Source organism: Microbacterium sufflavum, from assembly GCF_023091155.1.
Lineage (GTDB): Bacteria > Actinomycetota > Actinomycetes > Actinomycetales > Microbacteriaceae > Microbacterium > Microbacterium sufflavum.
In genome coordinates, this window is the sequence record NZ_JAHWXK010000001.1 from 1,786,539 (window position 1) to 1,805,078 (window position 18,540).

Here is an 18,540-nt window from a genome sequence, read left to right on the forward strand (position 1 = left end):
TATCGCGGCTCAGCGGCGACGGTGGTCCTCGGGGGCGAGCCGGGGTCCGCGTCGCGGTTCGACCAGGCCGCTCGCGAAGATGAGCCGGATGACGCGCTGGCGGTGGCCGGACCACGGCTCCAGCAGCTCGATCATCCCCGCGTCGTCCGTGCGATGACCCGCGAGGGCGTGGCCGACCTCGTGCGCGAGATGGTAGTCGCCCACGCTGACCGCATCCGGGTCGCCCAGCGCGCGGATCCTCGTCTCGGCCGCGGTCCACACGCCCACGCCGGGCAGGCTCGTGAGCACGCGGTCGCGGTCCGCTCCTGTCTCCGCCGCCTGCACGGCCCGCGCGATGCGGTCGCCGCGTTCGGCGGCGCGCACGATCGTCTTGGACTGCGGGGGTTCGACGCCCGCGCGGTGCCACGCCCACGACGGGATGCGCCGCCACTGCTCGGCGGTCGGCGCGACGGCCATCGGGCGCGGGGTGGGGCCGGGTGCGCGGTCGCCGTAGCGCGAGACCAGGTAGCGCCACGCGCCGAACGCCTGCATCGAGGTGACCTTCTGCTCCAGGATCGCGCAGGCGAGCGCGTCGAACACCTCGTCGGTGCGGGCGAGCCGGATGCCGGGGTTGCGCCGGGCGGCTTCGGCGACGAGGGGGTGGTGCGACGGGTCGAACCCGGTGGGGTCGTCGGTCGCGCCGCAGAGCGCGGGGACGAGGGACAGGGCGTGGTCGGCGCCCGGACCCCATGCGGTCGCCGTCACGGCGTTCCCCGCCATGCGCAGCGCGAGCGTGGACGGGCCCTGCGGAGTGCGCACCGCGCGCCAGATGACGTGACCGTCGAACACGGTGGTCGGGTCGGTGCCACCGCGGCGCAGCATCCCCACCGTGCGGCGGAGGTCGAGCGGATGCGGCGGACGGTAGGTGGTCTCCCGCCGCAGGTCCGCCGGCACGGCCGCAGGGGGCGCTGACGGGGCGGTGAGGGTCATGCGCCCACCCTACGCGGCGCTCCTGACATCGGCTCCCGGCGTGCGCCGCGGCCCGCGGGGGCCGTGCTCGGCACGATGGCCGAGCCGCGCGGGCGTGCTCTCAGAAGCGGTCGGGCGAGGGGGTGCCGTGGCCGTAGCGGATGACGACGTCGGCGTGGCGATCGAACCGGTAGCCGATGCCGCGGACCGTCCGGACGATGTCCTCGTAGCGGCCGAGCTTGGCCCGCAGCCGGCGCACGTGCACGTCGATCGTGCGCTCGCCGGGGGCCTCGTCGTCCTGCGCCTGCCACAGGGCGGAGACCAGCTCGCTGCGCTCGATCGTGCGGCCCTCGCGGAGCACGAGGTACTGCAGCAGCTCGAACTCCTTGTACGTGAAGGCGGCGGACTCGCCGTCGATCAGGACGCGCTTGCGGGAGATGTCGACGGTGACCCCGGTCTCCTCCGGCACCGTCTCCTCTTCGGCTGCGGCCTTGGTCCTGGCGATCGCGCCGGGCTCCTGCAGGGCGAGCCGGACGACGTCCAGGTCGCGGCCACCCGAGCCGTGCGGGGCGAGGGCGACGGTCGCGTGCGTCTCGGCGCCGGGTGCGAGCTCGGCGAGGGTGCGGCGGAGGGCGTCGACGAGGAGCGGGAGGCTGACGCCGGCTTCCGCTGCCTTGATCTCGTCGAGGCCGACGTAGAGGGCGAAGCCGCGCGGAGAGCGGACGGCGGGGAGGTCGGCACCGGCGGTGGCGGCGGAGTCGCTGCCGGGGTGGACGGTGCGGACGGGGGCGGTGGTGGCGGGACGCTCGAGAAGGGCGGAGTTCGACATGATGATGGAGTCCTCAAGACGTGAGCCCGAAGCGACGGGGGCTCGGATGCGTTGCATGAATGACCGGCGGAGCCGGGAAGCGAGCAAGGGTGGATGCTCGAGACGCTGCTCCCGCAGATGGCGAGGAGTCAGGTCAGGCGGGGTGGCTGTTCGTTCAGCGACACATTCGGCAACACATGCCAACGCGACCGGGCATCATCATCCCGGCAGTCCCGTTCGCCTCCTGGGCGGACAAAGGGCGTGCGTTGGTGGTCATGGGGGGATTATGTCCGATCGTGACGACGCATGTCAAAACGCCCGGGCGTGGCGGAGGGGCGTAACGTGGCACGGATGACGATCTCGCACACCGTCGGCGGCTTCATCCTGACCGACGAGAAGGACGCATCGCGGTATACCCTCACGCGCGACGGGAAGCTGGTCAGCGTGCTGGACTATCGCGACGACGGCCACACGATCGCCCTGACCCGCGCCTTCACGGTGCCGACTTTCCGCGGCCATGGCTACGCGGGAATCGTGGTCGACGGGGCGGTCGCCGACATCGAGGAGCGGGGCGACCGCACGGTCGACGCGGTCTGCTGGTACGTGGCGGAGTGGTTCGCCGCGCACCCCGAGCGAGCCGGAGTCCTCCGCCGCCGCTGAGGCGCGAGTATGACGCCGTGTTACGTGCACGGTCGTGCTTCCTCCGGCCGGCTCGGCTGCCCGCGGCGGGCCTCAGACCGAATGTCGGAGGTCGTTCGTACGGTGTGAGTATGCGGATCCTGCACACCTCGGACTGGCACATCGGCCGGACCTTCCACGGCAACTCCACGCTGGAGGCGCTCGCCGAGGTGCTCGCCGCCCTGACCGTCCAGGTCGAGCAGGAGGGGGTCGACGTCGTGGTCGTCGCGGGCGACGTCTTCGATTCGGCGACGCCGTCCGCCGCGGCGTACACGCTCCTCGGCGACGCGCTGGTGGCGCTGCACGCCACGGGCGCGCGGGTCATCGTGACCAGCGGCAACCACGACTCGGCGGCGCGACTCGGCTTCCAGTCGCGGCTGCTGCGCGACGGCATCCATGTGCTGACCGATCCGCTCGCGATCGGGCGGCCCGTCACGATCGCCGACGACCACGGCCCCGTGCACTTCTTCGGCATCCCGTACCTCGAGCCCGCCATCGTGCGGCAGCACTGGCCGGAGGGTGACGCCGACGGGCGGCAGCTGCGCACGCAGGCACAGACCATGGCCCATGCGATGCATCTCGTCCGCGCGGGGATGCAGGAGCACGACGGGCGCTCCGTCGCGATCGCCCACTGCTTCGCCGCGGGTGTCGAGCCCACCGAGGGCCTGGAGCGCGAGGTGCGCCAGGGCGGCCTCGACGTCGTGCCGCTGAGCGTGTTCGACGGCCCCGACTACGTGGCGCTCGGCCACATCCACGGGCGGCAGCAGGTGAGCGAGCGCGTGCGGTACGCCGGAGCGCCCCTGCACTACAGCTTCGGCGAGCAGCACAAGCCCCGAGGGTCCTGGCTCGTGGACCTCGACGCCGACGGGCTCGCCCGCGTCGAGTGGCGGGAGCTGCCGGTGCCGCGGCGTCTCGTCACGCTCACCGGCAGCTTCGCGGAGATCCTGTCCACGGAGAACATCACGGCCCATGCCGACGACTGGGTGTGCGCGGTGTACACCGATGCCGTGCCGCAGTCCGAGCCCATGCGACGACTGCGCGAGGCGTACCCGCACTGCGCCATGGTGCAGCACCAGCCGATCGCCACGCGTGAGACGGAGGAGCACTCGTACGCACAGCGCCTGCGCTCCGCGGTCACCGACGCCGACCGGATCGGGGCCTTCCTCGAGCACGTGCGCGCCGGGCACGGCGCGACAGAGGTCGAGCGCGAGCTGATCCGCGAGGTCCTCGACGACCGCGTCCGAGCGGAGGCTCTCGTCTAGATGCGTCTGCACCGCCTGGAGGTCGAGGGATTCGGACCCTTCCGCGCACGCCAGATCGTCGACTTCGACGCGTTCGCCGACGACGGCATCTTCCTGATCGCCGGTCGCACGGGCGCCGGGAAGTCGAGCATCCTCGACGCCGTGTGCTTCGGCTTGTACGGCGGGGTGCCCCGGTACGAGGGTGGCGAGAAGCGGTTGCGCAGCGACCACTGCGAGCCGGACGACCCGTCGGAAGTGGTGGTCGAGTTCAGCACGCCGTCCGGCCGCTACCGTGTGACCCGGTCGCCGGAGTACCTCCGCCCCGCGCGCCGCGGTGGGGGCATGACGAAGCAGGCCGCAGCCGTCTCGCTCGAGGAGTCGACCGCATCGGGGTGGGTCGGCCGAGCGGCGCGCGCCGTCGATGTGGCACAGGAGCTCGATGAGATCCTCCAGCTGAGCCGGGAGCAGTTCCTGCAGGTGATCCTGCTCGCGCAGAACCGGTTCTCGGAGTTCCTGCTGGCCGGAAGCCGGGACCGGCAGTCGCTGCTGCGGCGGCTGTTCGGCACCGAGCGCTTCGAAGACGTGCAGGCGCGCTTCGACGAGCGGCGGCGACAGGCCGAGCAGGCGCTGGGTTCGCGGCTGGCGACGGTCGTCGCGCGACTCGAGGAGGCCGAGCGCCTGGTGACGGACGCGGGCCTGGGCGGGGAGAACGGCGGCGGTGAGGACATCGGCGGCGAAACGACGGAGACCGCGACGACGCCCACTGTGCAGGATCGGCTCGACGCGCTCGGGCGCGCACTCGCTCGCGCCGAGTACCGCTCCGAGCGTCGGGCCTCGGAGCGTGCCGACGCCGAGCGGCGGTCGGCGGAGGCGGACGCGGCGCTGGCGGCGCGGCGGGAGGATCGCCGTGCCCAGGTCGAGCGCGACAGGGCACGCGCGGCCCTCGCCCGCCTCGACGCCGAGGAGCCCCGGATCGCGGAGGCCAGGGTCGAGCTCGGGAACGCACGTGCCGCTGAGGCGCTGCGACCGACCATCGCGGCCGCGGCTCGCGCGCGCGAGGCCCTGGCGGAGGCTGTTGCAGGCGAATCGCGCGCCGCGGAGGAGTGGACGGCGTACGGCATCGAGGTGGACGACCTGGAGGCGTGGGTCACCGAGCGCCTGCGCGAGATCGGCGGGTGGGAACGCGCGGTCGTGCTGGAGCGGCACGCGACCGAGCGCGACGCCGAGCAGCGGGCCGCGGAGGCCGATGCGGCCTCGGCGCAGGCGCGGGTCGAGACGGCCGAGACCGAGCGCGACGCCCTTCCGGTCCAGCTCGCCGAGGTGGAGGCGGAGCGTGCCGCCGCCAGAGACCTCGCCGCGGGGCGACCGGGGCGGGAGGCCGCACTGCTCGCCGCGAAGGACCGGTGGGATGCCGCCAGGACGGCCGAGCGTCTCGCCGCGGCGTGCGACGCAGCGGACGCCGAGCTCGCACGGGTGACCTCGGAGCACGCGACGGCGCAGTCCCGGCTCGCGCAGCTGCGCCAGCGCCGCATGGACGGGATGGCGGGGGAGCTCGCCACGGCCCTGGTGGAGGGTGAGGCCTGCGCCGTCTGCGGCTCGACGGAGCATCCCGCGCCGGCCACCCACACCGACCCCGTCTCGGTCGACGACATCGCCGTGGCCGAGTCCGCCCGCGACGCGGCGGCGGCGGGGGAGCGCGCCGCCGGCGACACGTGCGCCGGGCTCCGTGCCGAGCTCGCGGCCGCGACGGCCAAGGCCGACGGACGAGATCCTGAGCGCGCCGAGCGCGAGTACCGGACCGCCGAGGACGAGCACACCGCCGCGGTCGAGGCGGCGCAGCGAGCGGCAGAGCTCGAGGCCGTGCGCGCCGACCTTCTGGCTCGGAAGGAGCGTCAGGACTCCGAGGTTGCGACGGCCGCAGCGGCGCTGGCCCAGGCGCGCGAGCAGCTGGCGCTGCTGGTGCAACGGAACGGCGACGCGGACGAGCAGATCGCTCAGGCCCGTGGCGACGCGGCATCGGTCGCCGAGCGGATCGCCGAGACCACCGCCCGCACCGAGGTCGCCCGGCGGCTGGCGGACGCGCGCGCGGAGCGCTCTCGTCGAGAGAGGGCGGTCGTCGAGGCCGACCGGGAGCGCGATGCCGCGCTGCTCGCGTCGGTGTTCGCCGAGGTCACGGATGCGGAGGAGGCTCTGCGCTCGTCGGCGGAGCAGGAGGCGCTCGACGCCCGCATCACCCAGCACACGGTGCAGCGGGAGAAAGAACGGGAGATCCTGTTCGACCTCGAGCTGAAGACGCTGCCCGAGGAGCCGATCGACACCGCGGCCGCGGAACGCGTGTCGAGCGAGGCCCGGGCGCTCTGGTCGGCCGCCGTCGACGCCGCGACCGTCGCCGCTGGAGACGCCGCCCGGTTGTCCGGACTCCTCGCCGCGGCCGCGGACGAGCACGCGCGCACGGCCGAGGACGCGGCGGAGTTCGAGGTGCTGAAGAACCTCGCCGACACGATCGCCGGGCGCGGCGCGAACACCCGCAAGATGACGCTCGAGACCTTCGTGCTCGCCGCGGAGCTGGAGGAGATCGTCGAGGCGGCCAACCGTCGCCTGCACGACATGTCGGAGGGGCGTTACCAGCTGCGCCACTCCGACGCACTGGCGGCGCGAGGGGCCGCGTCGGGCCTCGGGATCGTGGTGGCCGACGCCTTCACCGGCCAGACCCGACCTCCGCAGTCGCTGTCCGGCGGCGAGACGTTCCTCACGTCGCTCGCCCTCGCGCTCGGACTCGCCGAGGTCGTCACAGCGCGCGCCGGAGGGATCCGCCTCGACACGCTGTTCATCGACGAGGGCTTCGGCTCGCTCGACGGCGACACGCTCGACATCGCCATGCGCACACTCGACGAACTGCGCCAGGGCGGTCGCACGGTGGGGGTGATCAGTCACGTGGAGGCCATGCAGGAGCAGATCCCCGCACAGCTCACCGTGCGGGCGCTGGCGAACGGTCCGAGCGTGATCGAGGCGCGCTGACGCGGGTCAGACCCCGTACTCGGCGCGGATGACGTCGCGCAGCTGGACGCTGCACCGCGCGACCGCGGCGCGCCAGTCGGTGAGGGCGCCGTCCTCGGCCTGATCGGAGACGGCACGGAACGCGCGGATCGGCACCCCGAACTGCCCGGCCACCCAGATGTACGCGTAGGTCTCCATGTCGACGAGGGCGGCACCGGTGGGCCGGATGACCGCGGTCACCTCGGCGTCCTCCACGAAGTGGTCTCCGGTCGCGATCAGCACGCCGTCACGGCCGGTGCTCACGCGTGCGGGTAGCGAAACGTGCTGGCCGGAGACGCCGTCGAGGTCGGTCACGTCGTGCTGGAATGCGGAGCCGATCTCGTGGACGGTGGCCTCGAGCCCCGGCTCGATGGCCCCCGCTGTTCCGACGACGACGACCTCGTCGTAGCGCCGGGCGTCGAGGGCGCGGGTGAGCGCGTAGGTGGCCTGCAGCTTGCCGGGGCCGGTGACCAGCCGGTCGAAGCCGTCGAGCTCGTCGGGGAAGGCGGACAGTTCGGACGCGAGCGCGGCGACGAGGAGTTTCACTGCCTCATTCTCTCAGGTCTCGGCTGGATGCCGCGTGCGAGCGCCGCGCCGCCGCCCCGCCGCTGCGCGGAGGGAGGATACTGGGGCCAGGCGAAGAGCGGAGGATCACGTGTCGTTGCAGAAGCAGATCGCGGAAGACCTGGGTGTCCGGCCCGACATCGACCCCGAGTCGGAGGTGGAGCGGAGGGTCGGCTTCCTCGCGGACTACCTGCGCACGACGGGTGCCAGGGGGTACGTGCTCGGCATCTCCGGCGGTCAGGACTCGACCCTCGCCGGCCGGCTCGCGCAGCTCGCGGTCGAGCGCGTGCGGGCCGAAGGGGGCGAGGCCACGTTCCTGGCGGTACGGCTGCCCTATCGCGTGCAGCACGACGCGGACGATGCGCAGGCCGCGCTCGACTACATCGCCCCGGACTCCTCGGTCGAGGTGAACATCCAGAACGGCGTCGACGGCGTGGAGCGCGACATCGAGGCGGCGGTCTCCGGCGACATCACCGACTTCAACCGCGGCAACATCAAGGCGCGACTGCGCATGGTGACGCAGTACGCCCTCGCGGGACACGACGGCCTGATCGTGATCGGCACCGACCACGCGGCCGAGGCCGTGACGGGGTTCTACACGAAGTTCGGCGACGGCGCCGCGGACGTGCTGCCGCTGTCGGGCCTCACGAAGCGACAGGGCCGGTCGCTGCTGCAGTTCCTCGACGCGCCCGACCGGCTGGCGCTCAAGGTGCCGACGGCCGACCTCCTCGATGGCCAGCCCGGACGAGCCGACGAGGACGAGCTGGGGCTGACGTACGAGCAGATCGACGCGTTCCTGGAGGGGGAGGACGTCGACCCTGACGTCGCCGGTCGCATCGAGTCGCGCTACCTCGCGACCCAGCACAAGCGCCACCTCCCCGTCACTCCCGACGACACCTGGTGGCGCTGAGGCGTCGAGGGAAGGGCGCGGTCGCGCTCGCTTTCGCCCGTGTCGGATGCCGCGGATAGTGTCGAAGCATCCGAGAGAACGGGAGAATCGTGCGGATCGACACGGAGGCGCAGCGGGTCGTCTGGAGCGCGAGCGACCTCAAGGCGGCGGCGGAGTGCGAGTTCGCCTGGTCTCGAGCGATCGACGCGAAGCTCGGCCGCGTGCCGGTGGTCGAGGAGCCGGAGGATGCGACGCTGCAGCGGGCCGCGCAGCTGGGAGACGTGCACGAGCAGAACGTGCTCGACCGGTACCTGAGCGAGCTCGGGCCGGAGCGGGTGCACCGCGTCGACAAGATCCGCTCGAACGATCCTGAAGCTCTGGCCGCGGCCGTCGGCGAGACGATCGAGGCCCTGCGGTCCGACGCGCTGGTGGTGTTCCAGGCGGCGTTCGCGACGGAGGACTTTGTCGGCTTCGCGGACTTCCTGCGCAAAGACGCCGACGGGCGGTGGCGCGTGCAGGACTCCAAGCTGGCGCGGAAAGCCCGCGTCACGGCGCTCATGCAGCTCGCGGCATATGTCGATCAGCTCGATCGCCTCGGCATCCCCCGGGCCGACGAGGTCGACCTCATCCTGGGCGACCACAGCGTCAGCACGCACGCGGTTGACGACCTGCTGCCGCTGTTCCGGGTGCGTCGGGCGCGGCTGCGCGCGCTCATCGCGGATCGGGCCGTGGCCGAGGGGCAGGAGGGAGAGCCGCTGGCGTGGGGCGACGACCGCGGCGATCTCCGCATCGTGGCGTGCGGACGCTGTGCGACGTGCGAGGAGCAGGTGATCGCCCACCGCGACCTGCTGATGGTCGCGCGGATGCGGCCCGTCCAGCGCGCGCGGCTGCGCGCGGCGGGCATCGAGACGATCGACGACCTGGCCGCGGCGTCCGGGGCCCCGGAGGGCATGAACGTCGACACGTTCGAGAACCTCCGGTCGCAGGCGAAGCTCCAGCTCCGCGCCGATGCCGAGGGGGTACCGACGTACGACGTGCACTACGCCGCTGCGATCCACACGCTGCCGGTACCGAGCCACGGCGACATCTTCTTCGACTTCGAGGGAGACCCGCTGTACACCGAACCCGCGCCAGACGGAGAGTCGGAGTGGGGCATCGACTACCTGTTCGGGTGGGTCGACAACGCCGATCAGTACACCGCGCTGTGGGCGCACACGTTCGCCGAGGAGCGCCGGGCGCTGGAGACGTTCCTCGACTTCGTGAAGCTCCGCAGGGCCGCGCACCCGGGCATGCACATCTACCACTACGCGCCGTACGAGACGTCGCACCTGGTCGCGATGGCCGCCCGCCACGGAGTCCGCGAGGGCGAAGTGGACCGGTTGCTGCGCGAGGGCGTGTTCGTCGATCTGTATCCGCTGGTGCTGCGCACGGTCCGCGTGGGGTCGCGCTCCTACTCGATCAAGAAGCTCGAGCCGCTCTACATGGGCGACGACGTGCGCACGAGCGACGTGCAGAAGGGCGACGACTCGATCGTGCAGTACGTGGCCGCGCGGGAGCTGGCGGCGGCGGGCGCGCAGGCGGAGGCCGACGCGGTGTTCGCCGACCTCGCCGACTACAACCGCTACGACTGCGTGTCGACGAGGCGGCTGCGCAACTGGCTGATCGAGATCGCGCGCCGAGAGGGGGTGACGCCGGCGCCTCCGGACGACGCCGACGAGGTGATCTACGAGCCGTCGCCTCGCTCGCTGGCCCTGCTCGGTGATGCCGAGAGGGATGTGGAGGCCGGCGGCGACGGGCTCGTGCATCGGATCGCGGCGGCGGCGATCGACTACTTCCCCCGGGAGGCGAAGAGCTTCTGGGTGTCGCACTTCCAGCGACTCCGTGAGCCGGTGACCATGTGGGACGGCACGCGCGACGTGGTCAAGGTCGATGCGCCATCCTCGCGCGTGCGGAGCGACTGGAGCATCGGCGAGGGCCGGAGGGTCATGTCGCGCGAGGTCGAGATCCGGGGTGAGGTGTCACCGGGCACGACCCTCGGCCCCGGCGCTCAGCCGTTCGCGCTGTACGACGCGCCGGCGCCGTTCGACACCGAGGTGCCGTCGCGTGCCGTGCACGTGCCGCACACCGTGAGCGTGCGGGAGGTGCTCGACGACGGCTATCTGATCGTCGAGTCGGCGGTGCAGGGGCAGACGTGGGACGAGCTGCCGGTCGCCCTCACCCCGGCCGCGCCCCCGCGGGTGGTGTCGCTGCAACAGGCGATCGACGAGTGGGCCGATGCGGTGCATGCGGCCGCCCCGGGGTTCCCCGACGATGCGGCGACCGACATCATCCGGCGGCGCCCGCCTCGCACGGTCTCCGGGGCTCCGCTGCCGGAGCCGGGGAGCGACACGATCGACGCGATCGTCCGCGGGGTCCTCGACCTCGATCGCAGCTACCTCGCCGTGCAGGGCCCTCCCGGAACGGGCAAGACGTACACGGGATCGCGGGTCATCGCGCGTCTGGTGAACGAGCACGGCTTCCGGGTCGGCGTGGTGGCGCAGTCGCACGCCATCATCGAGACGCTGTTGGAGCGGATCGTGGCCGACGGCGTCGCGCCCGCTCAGGTCGCGAAGGCCCCGAAAGACGACAGCGGCGATCCCTCGTACACCGTCATCCCCAAGAACGGCATGGCGGCGTTCCTCGCCGAGCACGAGCATGAGGGGGCCGTGGTCGGCGGGACGGCGTGGGACTTCAGCAACACGCAGCGCGTGGCGCGCGGGGGCCTCGACCTCCTGGTGATCGATGAGGCGGGACAGTTCTCGCTCGCGTCGACGATCGCGGTCGCAGCCGCAGCACAACGGCTGCTTCTCCTGGGCGATCCGCAGCAGCTTCCGCAGGTCAGTCAGGGGGCGCACCCCGAGCCGGTCGACACGTCCGCGCTCGGATGGGTGATGGACGGCGATCCCGTCGTGCGACCGGAGTACGGCTACTTCCTGGCGCAGTCGTGGCGCATGCATCCGTTCGTGGCCGCCCCGGTGTCGCAGCTCGCGTACGCCGGCAAGCTCGCGTCTGCGCCAGGTACCGAGCGGCGGTCGATCGAGGGCGTCGACCCGGGGCTGCACATCGTCCCCCTGCGCCATCGCGGCAACGCGACCCAGTCGCCCGAGGAGGCTGCGGAGGTCGTCCGCATCGTGCGGGACCTGGTCGGTCGCCCCTTCCGCGACAACGATCCGGCGGGCTCCGCGCGGCCGCTCACCCCGGCGGACATCATCGTGGTCGCGCCGTACAACGCCCAGCGTCAGCTGGTGCACGACGCGCTCGAGGCGGCGGGCTTCGGTGAGGTGCCGGTGGGCACGGTCGACAACTTCCAGGGCAAGGAGGCCGTGGTCTCCATCACCTCACTCGCGGCGTCGAGCGGCCGCGACGCGCCTCGGGGGCCGGAGTTCCTGCTGCTGCAGAACCGGCTGAACGTCGCGATCTCGCGCGCCCAGGTGCTGGCCTACCTCATCCACTCGCCCGCGCTGCTCGACGACCTGCCCTACACGCCCGAGGGCGTCGCGCGGCTGAGCGCCTTCGCGCGGCTCGTGGGTGCGGCGGAGGAGGACTCGTGACGCCGGCCGATGCGCGGCCGAGTGCCGACGGCATACCCGCGGCAGAAGACGTCCTCCGTGCCGCCGCCGGGTGGGCCTGGTTCCCGCGGGGCAGCGAGCACGTCCGCGACGACCTGCTCCTCGTGCGCTACCCGGAGCGCTTCGGAGGCGGGGTGCGCGGCTCGCAGGTGTCGTCGACGCGTTCCGCCGCGGAGGTCGTGGAGCGGGCGCTGGAGCGCGTGGAGGCCTGGGGCGAGACCGTCTTCACGTTCTGGACGAACCCGGCCGACGAGCCCGACCTCGAAGAGGAGCTGGTGCGCCGCGGGGCCGAGCACGTCGACACCGTCACGGTGTTCGCCCGTCCGACGGCTGAGGGGGCGGTCGATGTACCGCCGGGCGTGTCGGCCGAGGTCGTGCGCACGGTCGACCAGCTTCGGGAGGTGGATGAGATCAACGTCCCCGTCTGGGAGCAACGGCCGCTCGACGGCGACGGGCTTCGCGCCGAGTTCGCGGAGCTGACGGCCGCCCTCGATGCGGGCACCGGGTTCCGGGTGCTGGGTCGCATCGACGGTCGCGCGGTGAGCACGGGCGGGTGCACGATCGTCGACGGATTCACGCGACTGTGGGGTGCGGCGACCCTCGACGGCGACCGAGGGCGTGGTGCCTATCGGGCCGTGCTCGCGGAGCGGCTGCGGGAGAGCGCGGCGCGCGGTGCGGCGACCGCGCTGGTCAAGGGCCGCGTCGCGACCTCGGCGCCGATCCTCGCCAGGGCCGGATTCACGCGGTACGGAGACGAGCGCGCGTACCGCCTGACGCGCTGACGCGGTGACCCGTCACGCGTTGCCGTGCTGACGCGCTGCCGTGCTGACGCGCTGCCATGCTCGCGCGGTGCCGTGCTGACGCGCTGCCGTGCTCACGCACTGTCGTGCTGACCCGTCACGCGTTGCCGTGCTGCCGCGCTGACGTGCTCCCGCGCTGACGTCGCCTCGGGCCGCCCGGGGTCGGGCCGCCCGGGTCAGACGGTGCCGTACAGGCGGTCGCCCGCGTCGCCGAGGCCGGGCACGATGTAGCCCTTCTCGTTCAGGCGTTCGTCGAGGGCACCCAGCACCAGGGTCACATCGCGGTCGCCGGCCATCGCCTCGATCGCGGCGACGCCCTCGGGGGTGCCGAGCAGGCAGATGGCCGTGACGTCTTTCGCGCCGCGGTCGAACAGGAACTGGATGGCCGCGGCCAGCGACCCCCCGGTCGCGAGCATCGGGTCGATCGCGAAGCACTGCCGGTCGCTGAGGTCGTCCGGCAGCCGCTCGGCGTAGGTGGTGGGCTCGAACGTCTCCTCGTCGCGGACCATGCCGAGGAAGCCGACCTCGGCGGTCGGGAGCAGCTTCACGAGGCCTTCGAGCATGCCGAGGCCGGCGCGCAGGATGGGGACGACGATGGGGCGCGGCTCGGAGATCTTGACGCCCGTGGTGGTGGTGACCGGGGTCGTGATCTCCACCGGCGACACCTTCACGTTGCGCGTGGCCTCGTACGCCAGGAGGGTCACGAGCTCCTCCGTCAGCTGCCGGAACACGGGCGACGGGGTGCGCGCGTCGCGCAGCACCGAGAGCTTGTGGGTGATGAGGGGGTGGTCGGCGACGTGAACACGCATGGATACAGGCTAATGCGCCGCGACCGCGCGCACGACATCGGTCCTCCGGGGCGCCGCTGGCGCTGCCGTAGGCTCGACGCATGACCGCCGCCGACCGCACTGCGATGCAGCGCGCGCTCGTGCTGGCCGCGGAGGCCGCCGCAGACGCCGAGATCCCGGTGGGCGCCGTGGTGCTCGACGCCCAGGGGCGGATGCTCGCGGAGGGCCGCAACACGCGGGAGACCACGCACGACCCGACCGGTCACGCCGAGGTCGTGGCCCTGCGGGCGGCCGCGGCGGCACTCGGCTCGTGGAACCTCGACGGCTGCACGCTCGTGGTGACGCTGGAGCCGTGTCTCATGTGCGCCGGCGCGATCCTGCAGGCGCGCGTCGGGCGCGTGGTGTTCGGCGCGTGGGACGACAAGGCGGGTGCGGCCGGGTCGATGTACGACGTGCTGCGGGACCGGCGTCTTCCCTACCGTGCGGAGGTCATCGGCGGGGTCGACGATGAGGCGTCCACCGCGCTGCTGCGTGACTTCTTCGCGCAGCGGCGGTGACTGCCGGGTCGGATCACTGCGCGACCGCCGCGCCTCAGTCCGAGGACTTGAGCACGAACACGTCCGTCGAGGGCTCCGGGTCGATCGCGGGGCGGTACACGTCGGGCTCGATGTAGACGACGCGCGCCACCGGAACGGCCTCGCGGATGCGGCTCTCGATCGCGTCGATGTCGTCGGCGACCTCGCGCAGGGGCTTGTCGGCGTTGAGGGCGATCTTCGCGGCGACCATGAGCTCGTCCGGCCCGAGGTACAGGGTCTTCAGGTGGATGATCTTCTCGATCTCCGGGCCGTCCGTGATCGCGTCCACGATGCGGTCCTCGTCGGCCTGCGTGGCTCCCTCGCCCACCAGGAGGCTCTTCGTCTCGACGCCGAGCACGATCGCGATCAGCACCAGCAGCACGCCGATCATGACGGTGCCGAGCGCATCGAAGAGGGGGTTGCCGGTGAGGAGGGTGAGGCCCACGCCGAGCAGCGCGAACGTCAGACCGGTCAGGGCGCCGACGTCCTCGAGCAGCACGACCGGAAGCTCGGGGGCCTTGGCGCGTCGCACGAACGACCGCCACGACTGGCCCCGGTCGCGCACGAGATTGCTCTCCTTCACGGCGGTGCGCAGCGAGAACGACTCCAGGCCGATCGCGATCAGCAGCACGACGAGAGGCAGCCACCACCAGGTCTTGTCGAGCTCGTGGGGGTTCGTGAGCTTCTCGACGCCCTCGTAGATGGCGAAGAGGCCGCCGACCGAGAACAGGATGATCGAGACGACGAAGGCGTACACGTAGCGTTCGCGTCCGTAGCCGAACGGGTGCGCGCGGTCGGCTCGGCGCTGGGCCTTGCGTCCGCCGAGCATGAGGAGGAGCTGGTTGCCCGAGTCGGCGACCGAGTGGATGGCCTCCGCGAGCATGGAGGCGGAGCCGGAGAGGGCCCACGCGAGGAACTTCGCGAGAGCGATGCCCAGGTTCGCCAGGAACGCCGCGACGATGGCCTTGCTTCCTCCGGATGCACTCATGCGTCGAGTCTAGAACCGCCGGTCGGGGGACGCCGGAGCGCCCGCCGTAGGATGACCACATGGCTGACTCGCTTCCCTCCCTCGCGTTCCTCGGTGCCGGTTCGATGGGCGGGGCGATCCTCCGCGGCGTGCTCGCATCGGGCGTCCCGGTCGACGGCGGGATCACCGCGACGAACCGCACGACGGAGAAGGCGGCGTCGTTCGATGGGCTCGACGGGGTGACCAGCATCGCGCTGTCCGAGCGGCCGGAGGGCAACGCCGAGGCGGTGTCCGGCGCCCGGATCGTGCTGGTGGGCGTCAAGCCCGCGATGGTGCCGGAGCTGCTGCGCGAGATCGCTCCGCACCTGACCGCCGACACGATCGTCGTCAGCCTCGCCGCCGGGGTCACCCTGCAGACGTTCGCCGACCACCTGGGCACCGGAGCGCGCGTGATCCGGTCGATGCCGAACACGCCGTCGACCGTCCGCAAGGGCGTGACCGGCCTCGCCGCCGGGGCCGCGGCGACCGCGGACGACGTGGCGCTCGTGCGACGCCTGTTCGAGACGGTCGGCGCGGTGATCGAGGTGCCGGAGTCGCAGATCGACGCGCTGTCCACGATCTCCGGCTCGGGCCCCGCGTACGTGTTCCTCCTGATCGAGGAGGTCACCACGGCGGCCATCGGGATGGGGTTCACCGAGGCGGATGCGCGGCTCATGGTCGAGCAGACCTTCATCGGTGCGACCGCCCTGCTCGACGCGTCGGGCGAAGACCCGGCCGAGCTGCGGCGCCGTGTGACCAGTCCCAAGGGCACCACCGAGCGCGCCGTCGCCGTGCTGCAGGACGCCCACCTCGACCGGACCTTCGCCGAGGCCGCCGCGGCCGCGCTCGCCCGCGCGAAGGAGCTCGCCGCGGGGGCGTGACATGCGGCTGCGGGTCGAGGGGGAGATCTGGTTCTGGCGCGGGCCGGCGCCGTTCCACTTCGTCACGGTGCCGCCGGTCGAGAGCGCGATGATCCACGATGTCGCCGCCGTCGTCACCTATGGCTGGGGCATGATCCCCGCGACGGTGACGATCGGCGGCACGACCGTGACCACCGCGCTGTGGCCGAAGGACGGCGGCTACATCGTGCCGATCAAGAAGGTGCTGCAGGATCGGGAGGGGCTCGGCGTGGGCGATGCGGTCGAGGTCGTCCTCGACATCGACGCCTGACCCCCGCGGGGCTCAGCCCTCGCTCGACACCTCCGCGAGCACCTCCGGCCACCGCCGTTCGAGCGTCTTGCCGCCCAGCACGGTCCCGCCCCACACGGCGGCGGTCCCGATCACGACCGCGCACGCCAGACTCACCCAGCCCAGCGGCGGCATCCAGATCGCGGCGATCCCGAAGCCCAGAGCCGGGCCGCCCAGGATCAGCGTGATCGGCGACATGATCAGCATCGCGAGGAAGGACTGTGCGCCGCCCGCCGATCCGCGACCGAACGGGTTCGCCTCGGGAGCGGGAGCGCGACCGGGGAGGAACGCGCCCACCCACGCGCCCGCGCCGGCCGACACCGCCATCAGGCCGAGCGCCGCGCCGAGGCTCGCGGGCAGCAGGTCCGGTCGTCCGGCGACCAGGCACGTCGCCACGCACAGGGCGATCGTGACCGGGAGGCCGATCAGCCCGAAGCCGAGCAGCCGTCCCGCCCGGTCTGCGGTGCCGCTGACACCGGTCAGGATGTGCAGGGCGACCGCGTCGTTGTCGTAGGCGATGGCCAGCTGCACGATGCTCCCCGCGAGGAGAGCGTTGATGGCCGGGATCAGCACGATGGCGGGAGCGAGTCCCACGGACTCCTCCCGCAGGCCGTTCATCACGGCGAGACCGAGGAAGATCGCGGGCAGGATCAGCAGCATCACCACATTGACGACCTGGCGCGGGTCGCGGCGGAAGTAGTGGAGCGTGCGGCCCGCGATCGCACCGACCGGTCCCGCCGGCAGCATCCGGTCGAGCAGGCCGCCCGAGCGGACCCGGCCGCCCCCGCTGGACACGAGAGGTGCCGTGAGGCGGGCGTCGAGGTGGACGCGGGCCGCGACCCAGAGGAGCACGACCGTGCCGACGGCGATGAGCAGCCGGAGCAGTGCGACCCCCACCGCCCCCTGCGCGAGCGCCGCGGGAACCCCGAACACGGCGGCGACCGGGGTCCAGGCGGCGACCTCGGCCACGGTGGCGAACGCCCCGCCGACGTCGTGCACGGTCGTCAGCGCCTGGAGCCCGATGTTCAGCAGCAGTCCGGACGACGCCAGCAGCACGACACCCACCGTGAGCACGAGGTCGCGGGTGCGGCGCCGGGCGAGCCACTTCCCGAGCAGCCCGCTCACGACGCGGGCGCCCAGCACGCAGGTCGCCAGGGCTACCGGGATGAGGACGAACGCGGCGAGCAGGGCGAGCACGTCGACCGACCAGCCGAGGAGCATCAGCAGCAGGGCGAGTGCGGTGCCGATGCCGCCGATCGTGGTGACGCCCGCGACCACGAGCCCCGGGAGCATCCGCTTCGCCGTGACCGGCAGCAGGGCGAACCGGTCGGGCGCCAGGGCGTCGTCGCCGCTTACGAGGATCGACCCGACCCACCAGCCGAGCATGATCACGGCTCCCGTCAGCACGAGCGCGGTCACGGCGGCGTCGGGCGCACCGATCCGCAGCAGCACGAGCCCCACCGTCAGGGTCGCGAGGATGCCGACGGCCAGGAGGCCGACCACGACGAGCGTGACGATCATCCACGGGTTGCGCGCGAGCTGGTGACCGAGCTGACGCAGCCGCAGGCCTACGAGGAGCGCAACCACGCGAGCGTCTCCGTTCCCAGGTCGTGGGCGCCGACGAGCGACAGGAAGCGCTGCTGCAGCGTCATCCCGGCTCGGACCTCATCGAGTTCTCCGTGCGCCAGCAGCCGCCCCTCGGCGACGATCGCGACGCGGTCGCACATCGACTCGACCAGCTCCATGACGTGACTGGACAGCACCACCGTGCCGCCGCTGTCGACGAAGGCGCGCAGGATCTGCCGGATGGTCTGACCCGACACCGGGTCGACGGCCTCCAGCGGTTCGTCCAGCAGCAGCAGCCGCGGCGCGTGGATCAGCGCGCACGCCAGGCCGATCTTCTTGCGCATGCCGGCGGAGTAGTCCACGACGAGGGTGTCGCGGTCGTCGCCGAGGCCCAGCGCGTCGAGCAGCTCGCCGGTGCGGGTGTGCACCTCGGCCTCGGGCATGCCGCGGAGCAGGCCGGTGTAGCGCAGCAGCTCGGCGCCGGTGAGGCGGTCGAGCATGCGGATCCCGTCGGGGAGCACGCCCATGAGCGCCTTCGCCCCCGCCGGGTCCTGCCAGACGTCGTGTCCGAGCACCCACGCCGAGCCCGCGTCCGGACGCAGCAGCCCCGTCGTCATCGCCAGCGTGGTGGTCTTGCCCGCACCGTTCGGGCCGAGCAGGCCGAGCATCGATCCGGCGGGGACGTCGAGCGAGAGGCCGTCGACGGCGACCTTCTGGCCGAACTGCTTGCGGAGCCCGCGGAGGGCGAGCACGGGAGGGGCCGGGGCGTGGTCGGTCATGGCCCCCATCCCATCACGCGGGAGTCGAGCGACGCATCCACCGCGAGGGGGAGTCGGGATGGGGCG

The 18,540-nt window shown here is 72.5% G+C and carries 16 protein-coding genes; 9 read left to right on the forward strand and 7 right to left on the reverse strand.

The features are described 5' to 3' along the window. Positions 1-9: 9 nt before the first annotated feature. On the reverse strand, positions 10-969 hold the full coding sequence (locus tag KZC56_RS08705) for a DNA-3-methyladenine glycosylase family protein (protein WP_136036050.1): 960 nt from the start codon (positions 967-969) through the stop codon (positions 10-12). A 100-nt stretch (positions 970-1,069) separates the two neighbouring features. Continuing rightward, positions 1,070-1,777 (reverse strand): winged helix-turn-helix domain-containing protein, encoded by a 708-nt coding sequence (locus KZC56_RS08710; protein ID WP_136030611.1) that lies wholly within the window; start codon positions 1,775-1,777, stop codon positions 1,070-1,072. Positions 1,778-2,107: 330 nt separating this feature from the next. Here KZC56_RS08710 and KZC56_RS08715 point away from each other — a divergent pair, with 330 nt between their 5' ends. The 3 genes from KZC56_RS08715 (at position 2,108) to KZC56_RS17670 (ending at position 6,693) form a co-directional block, all read left to right on the forward strand. Continuing rightward, positions 2,108-2,416 (forward strand): GNAT family N-acetyltransferase, encoded by a 309-nt coding sequence (locus tag KZC56_RS08715; protein ID WP_136030613.1) that lies wholly within the window; start codon positions 2,108-2,110, stop codon positions 2,414-2,416. Positions 2,417-2,526: 110 nt separating this feature from the next. Continuing rightward, positions 2,527-3,696, forward strand: coding sequence for an exonuclease SbcCD subunit D (locus tag KZC56_RS08720; protein ID WP_247638369.1), 1,170 nt, complete (start codon positions 2,527-2,529; stop codon positions 3,694-3,696). Then, complete coding sequence (locus KZC56_RS17670) at positions 3,697-6,693, forward strand: AAA family ATPase (protein ID WP_281733199.1); 2,997 nt, start codon at positions 3,697-3,699, stop codon at positions 6,691-6,693. 6 nt (positions 6,694-6,699) lie between these two features. On the opposite strand, the gene KZC56_RS08735 is transcribed toward KZC56_RS17670, so the two are convergent. Next, complete coding sequence (locus KZC56_RS08735) at positions 6,700-7,257, reverse strand: phosphorylase family protein (protein WP_136032007.1); 558 nt, start codon at positions 7,255-7,257, stop codon at positions 6,700-6,702. Between the two features lie 109 nt (positions 7,258-7,366). Here KZC56_RS08735 and nadE point away from each other — a divergent pair, with 109 nt between their 5' ends. From nadE to KZC56_RS08750, 3 genes are all read left to right on the forward strand, one after another. Then, positions 7,367-8,185 (forward strand): NAD(+) synthase, encoded by an 819-nt coding sequence (gene nadE, locus KZC56_RS08740; protein WP_136032005.1) that lies wholly within the window; start codon positions 7,367-7,369, stop codon positions 8,183-8,185. Positions 8,186-8,274: 89 nt separating this feature from the next. Continuing rightward, complete coding sequence (locus KZC56_RS08745; protein ID WP_247638370.1) at positions 8,275-11,754, forward strand: TM0106 family RecB-like putative nuclease; 3,480 nt, start codon at positions 8,275-8,277, stop codon at positions 11,752-11,754. Next, a complete protein-coding gene (locus tag KZC56_RS08750) occupies positions 11,751-12,554 on the forward strand; it encodes a GNAT family N-acetyltransferase (RefSeq protein WP_247638371.1) in 804 nt (267 codons plus the stop codon). Before KZC56_RS08745 ends, KZC56_RS08750 begins: the two co-directional genes overlap by 4 nt. Positions 12,555-12,748: 194 nt before the next feature. Here the strand turns inward: KZC56_RS08750 and upp are convergent, their stop codons facing one another. After that, entirely contained in the window at positions 12,749-13,381 is a 633-nt protein-coding gene (gene upp / locus KZC56_RS08755) for a uracil phosphoribosyltransferase (protein ID WP_136032000.1), read from the reverse strand. Positions 13,382-13,461: 80 nt separating this feature from the next. On the opposite strand from upp, the gene tadA reads away from it, so the two are divergent. Then, positions 13,462-13,917 carry a tRNA adenosine(34) deaminase TadA gene (gene tadA / locus KZC56_RS08760; protein WP_247638372.1) on the forward strand — a complete coding sequence of 152 codons (456 nt, stop codon included), beginning with the start codon at positions 13,462-13,464 and terminating at the stop codon, positions 13,915-13,917. A 34-nt stretch (positions 13,918-13,951) separates the two neighbouring features. On the opposite strand, the gene KZC56_RS08765 is transcribed toward tadA, so the two are convergent. Continuing rightward, positions 13,952-14,923, reverse strand: coding sequence for a cation diffusion facilitator family transporter (locus KZC56_RS08765; RefSeq protein WP_136031996.1), 972 nt, complete (start codon positions 14,921-14,923; stop codon positions 13,952-13,954). Positions 14,924-14,982: 59 nt separating this feature from the next. Between KZC56_RS08765 and proC the strand changes: the two genes are divergently transcribed. Then, positions 14,983-15,822 (forward strand): pyrroline-5-carboxylate reductase, encoded by an 840-nt coding sequence (gene proC / locus KZC56_RS08770; RefSeq protein WP_136031994.1) that lies wholly within the window; start codon positions 14,983-14,985, stop codon positions 15,820-15,822. 1 nt (position 15,823) lies between these two features. After that, positions 15,824-16,111, forward strand: a complete 288-nt coding sequence (locus tag KZC56_RS08775; protein WP_247638373.1) for a DUF1905 domain-containing protein — start codon at positions 15,824-15,826, stop codon at positions 16,109-16,111. Positions 16,112-16,123: 12 nt separating this feature from the next. Here KZC56_RS08775 and KZC56_RS08780 read toward each other — a convergent pair whose 3' ends face one another. Together KZC56_RS08780 and KZC56_RS08785 are read right to left on the reverse strand one after the other, a co-directional pair. Then, positions 16,124-17,716: a hypothetical protein gene (locus KZC56_RS08780; protein WP_247638374.1), complete on the reverse strand. Its 1,593-nt coding sequence runs from the start codon at positions 17,714-17,716 to the stop codon at positions 16,124-16,126. Then, positions 17,698-18,474 carry an ABC transporter ATP-binding protein gene (locus KZC56_RS08785; protein ID WP_136035873.1) on the reverse strand — a complete coding sequence of 259 codons (777 nt, stop codon included), beginning with the start codon at positions 18,472-18,474 and terminating at the stop codon, positions 17,698-17,700. Before KZC56_RS08785 ends, KZC56_RS08780 begins: the two co-directional genes overlap by 19 nt. Positions 18,475-18,540 lie beyond the last annotated feature (66 nt).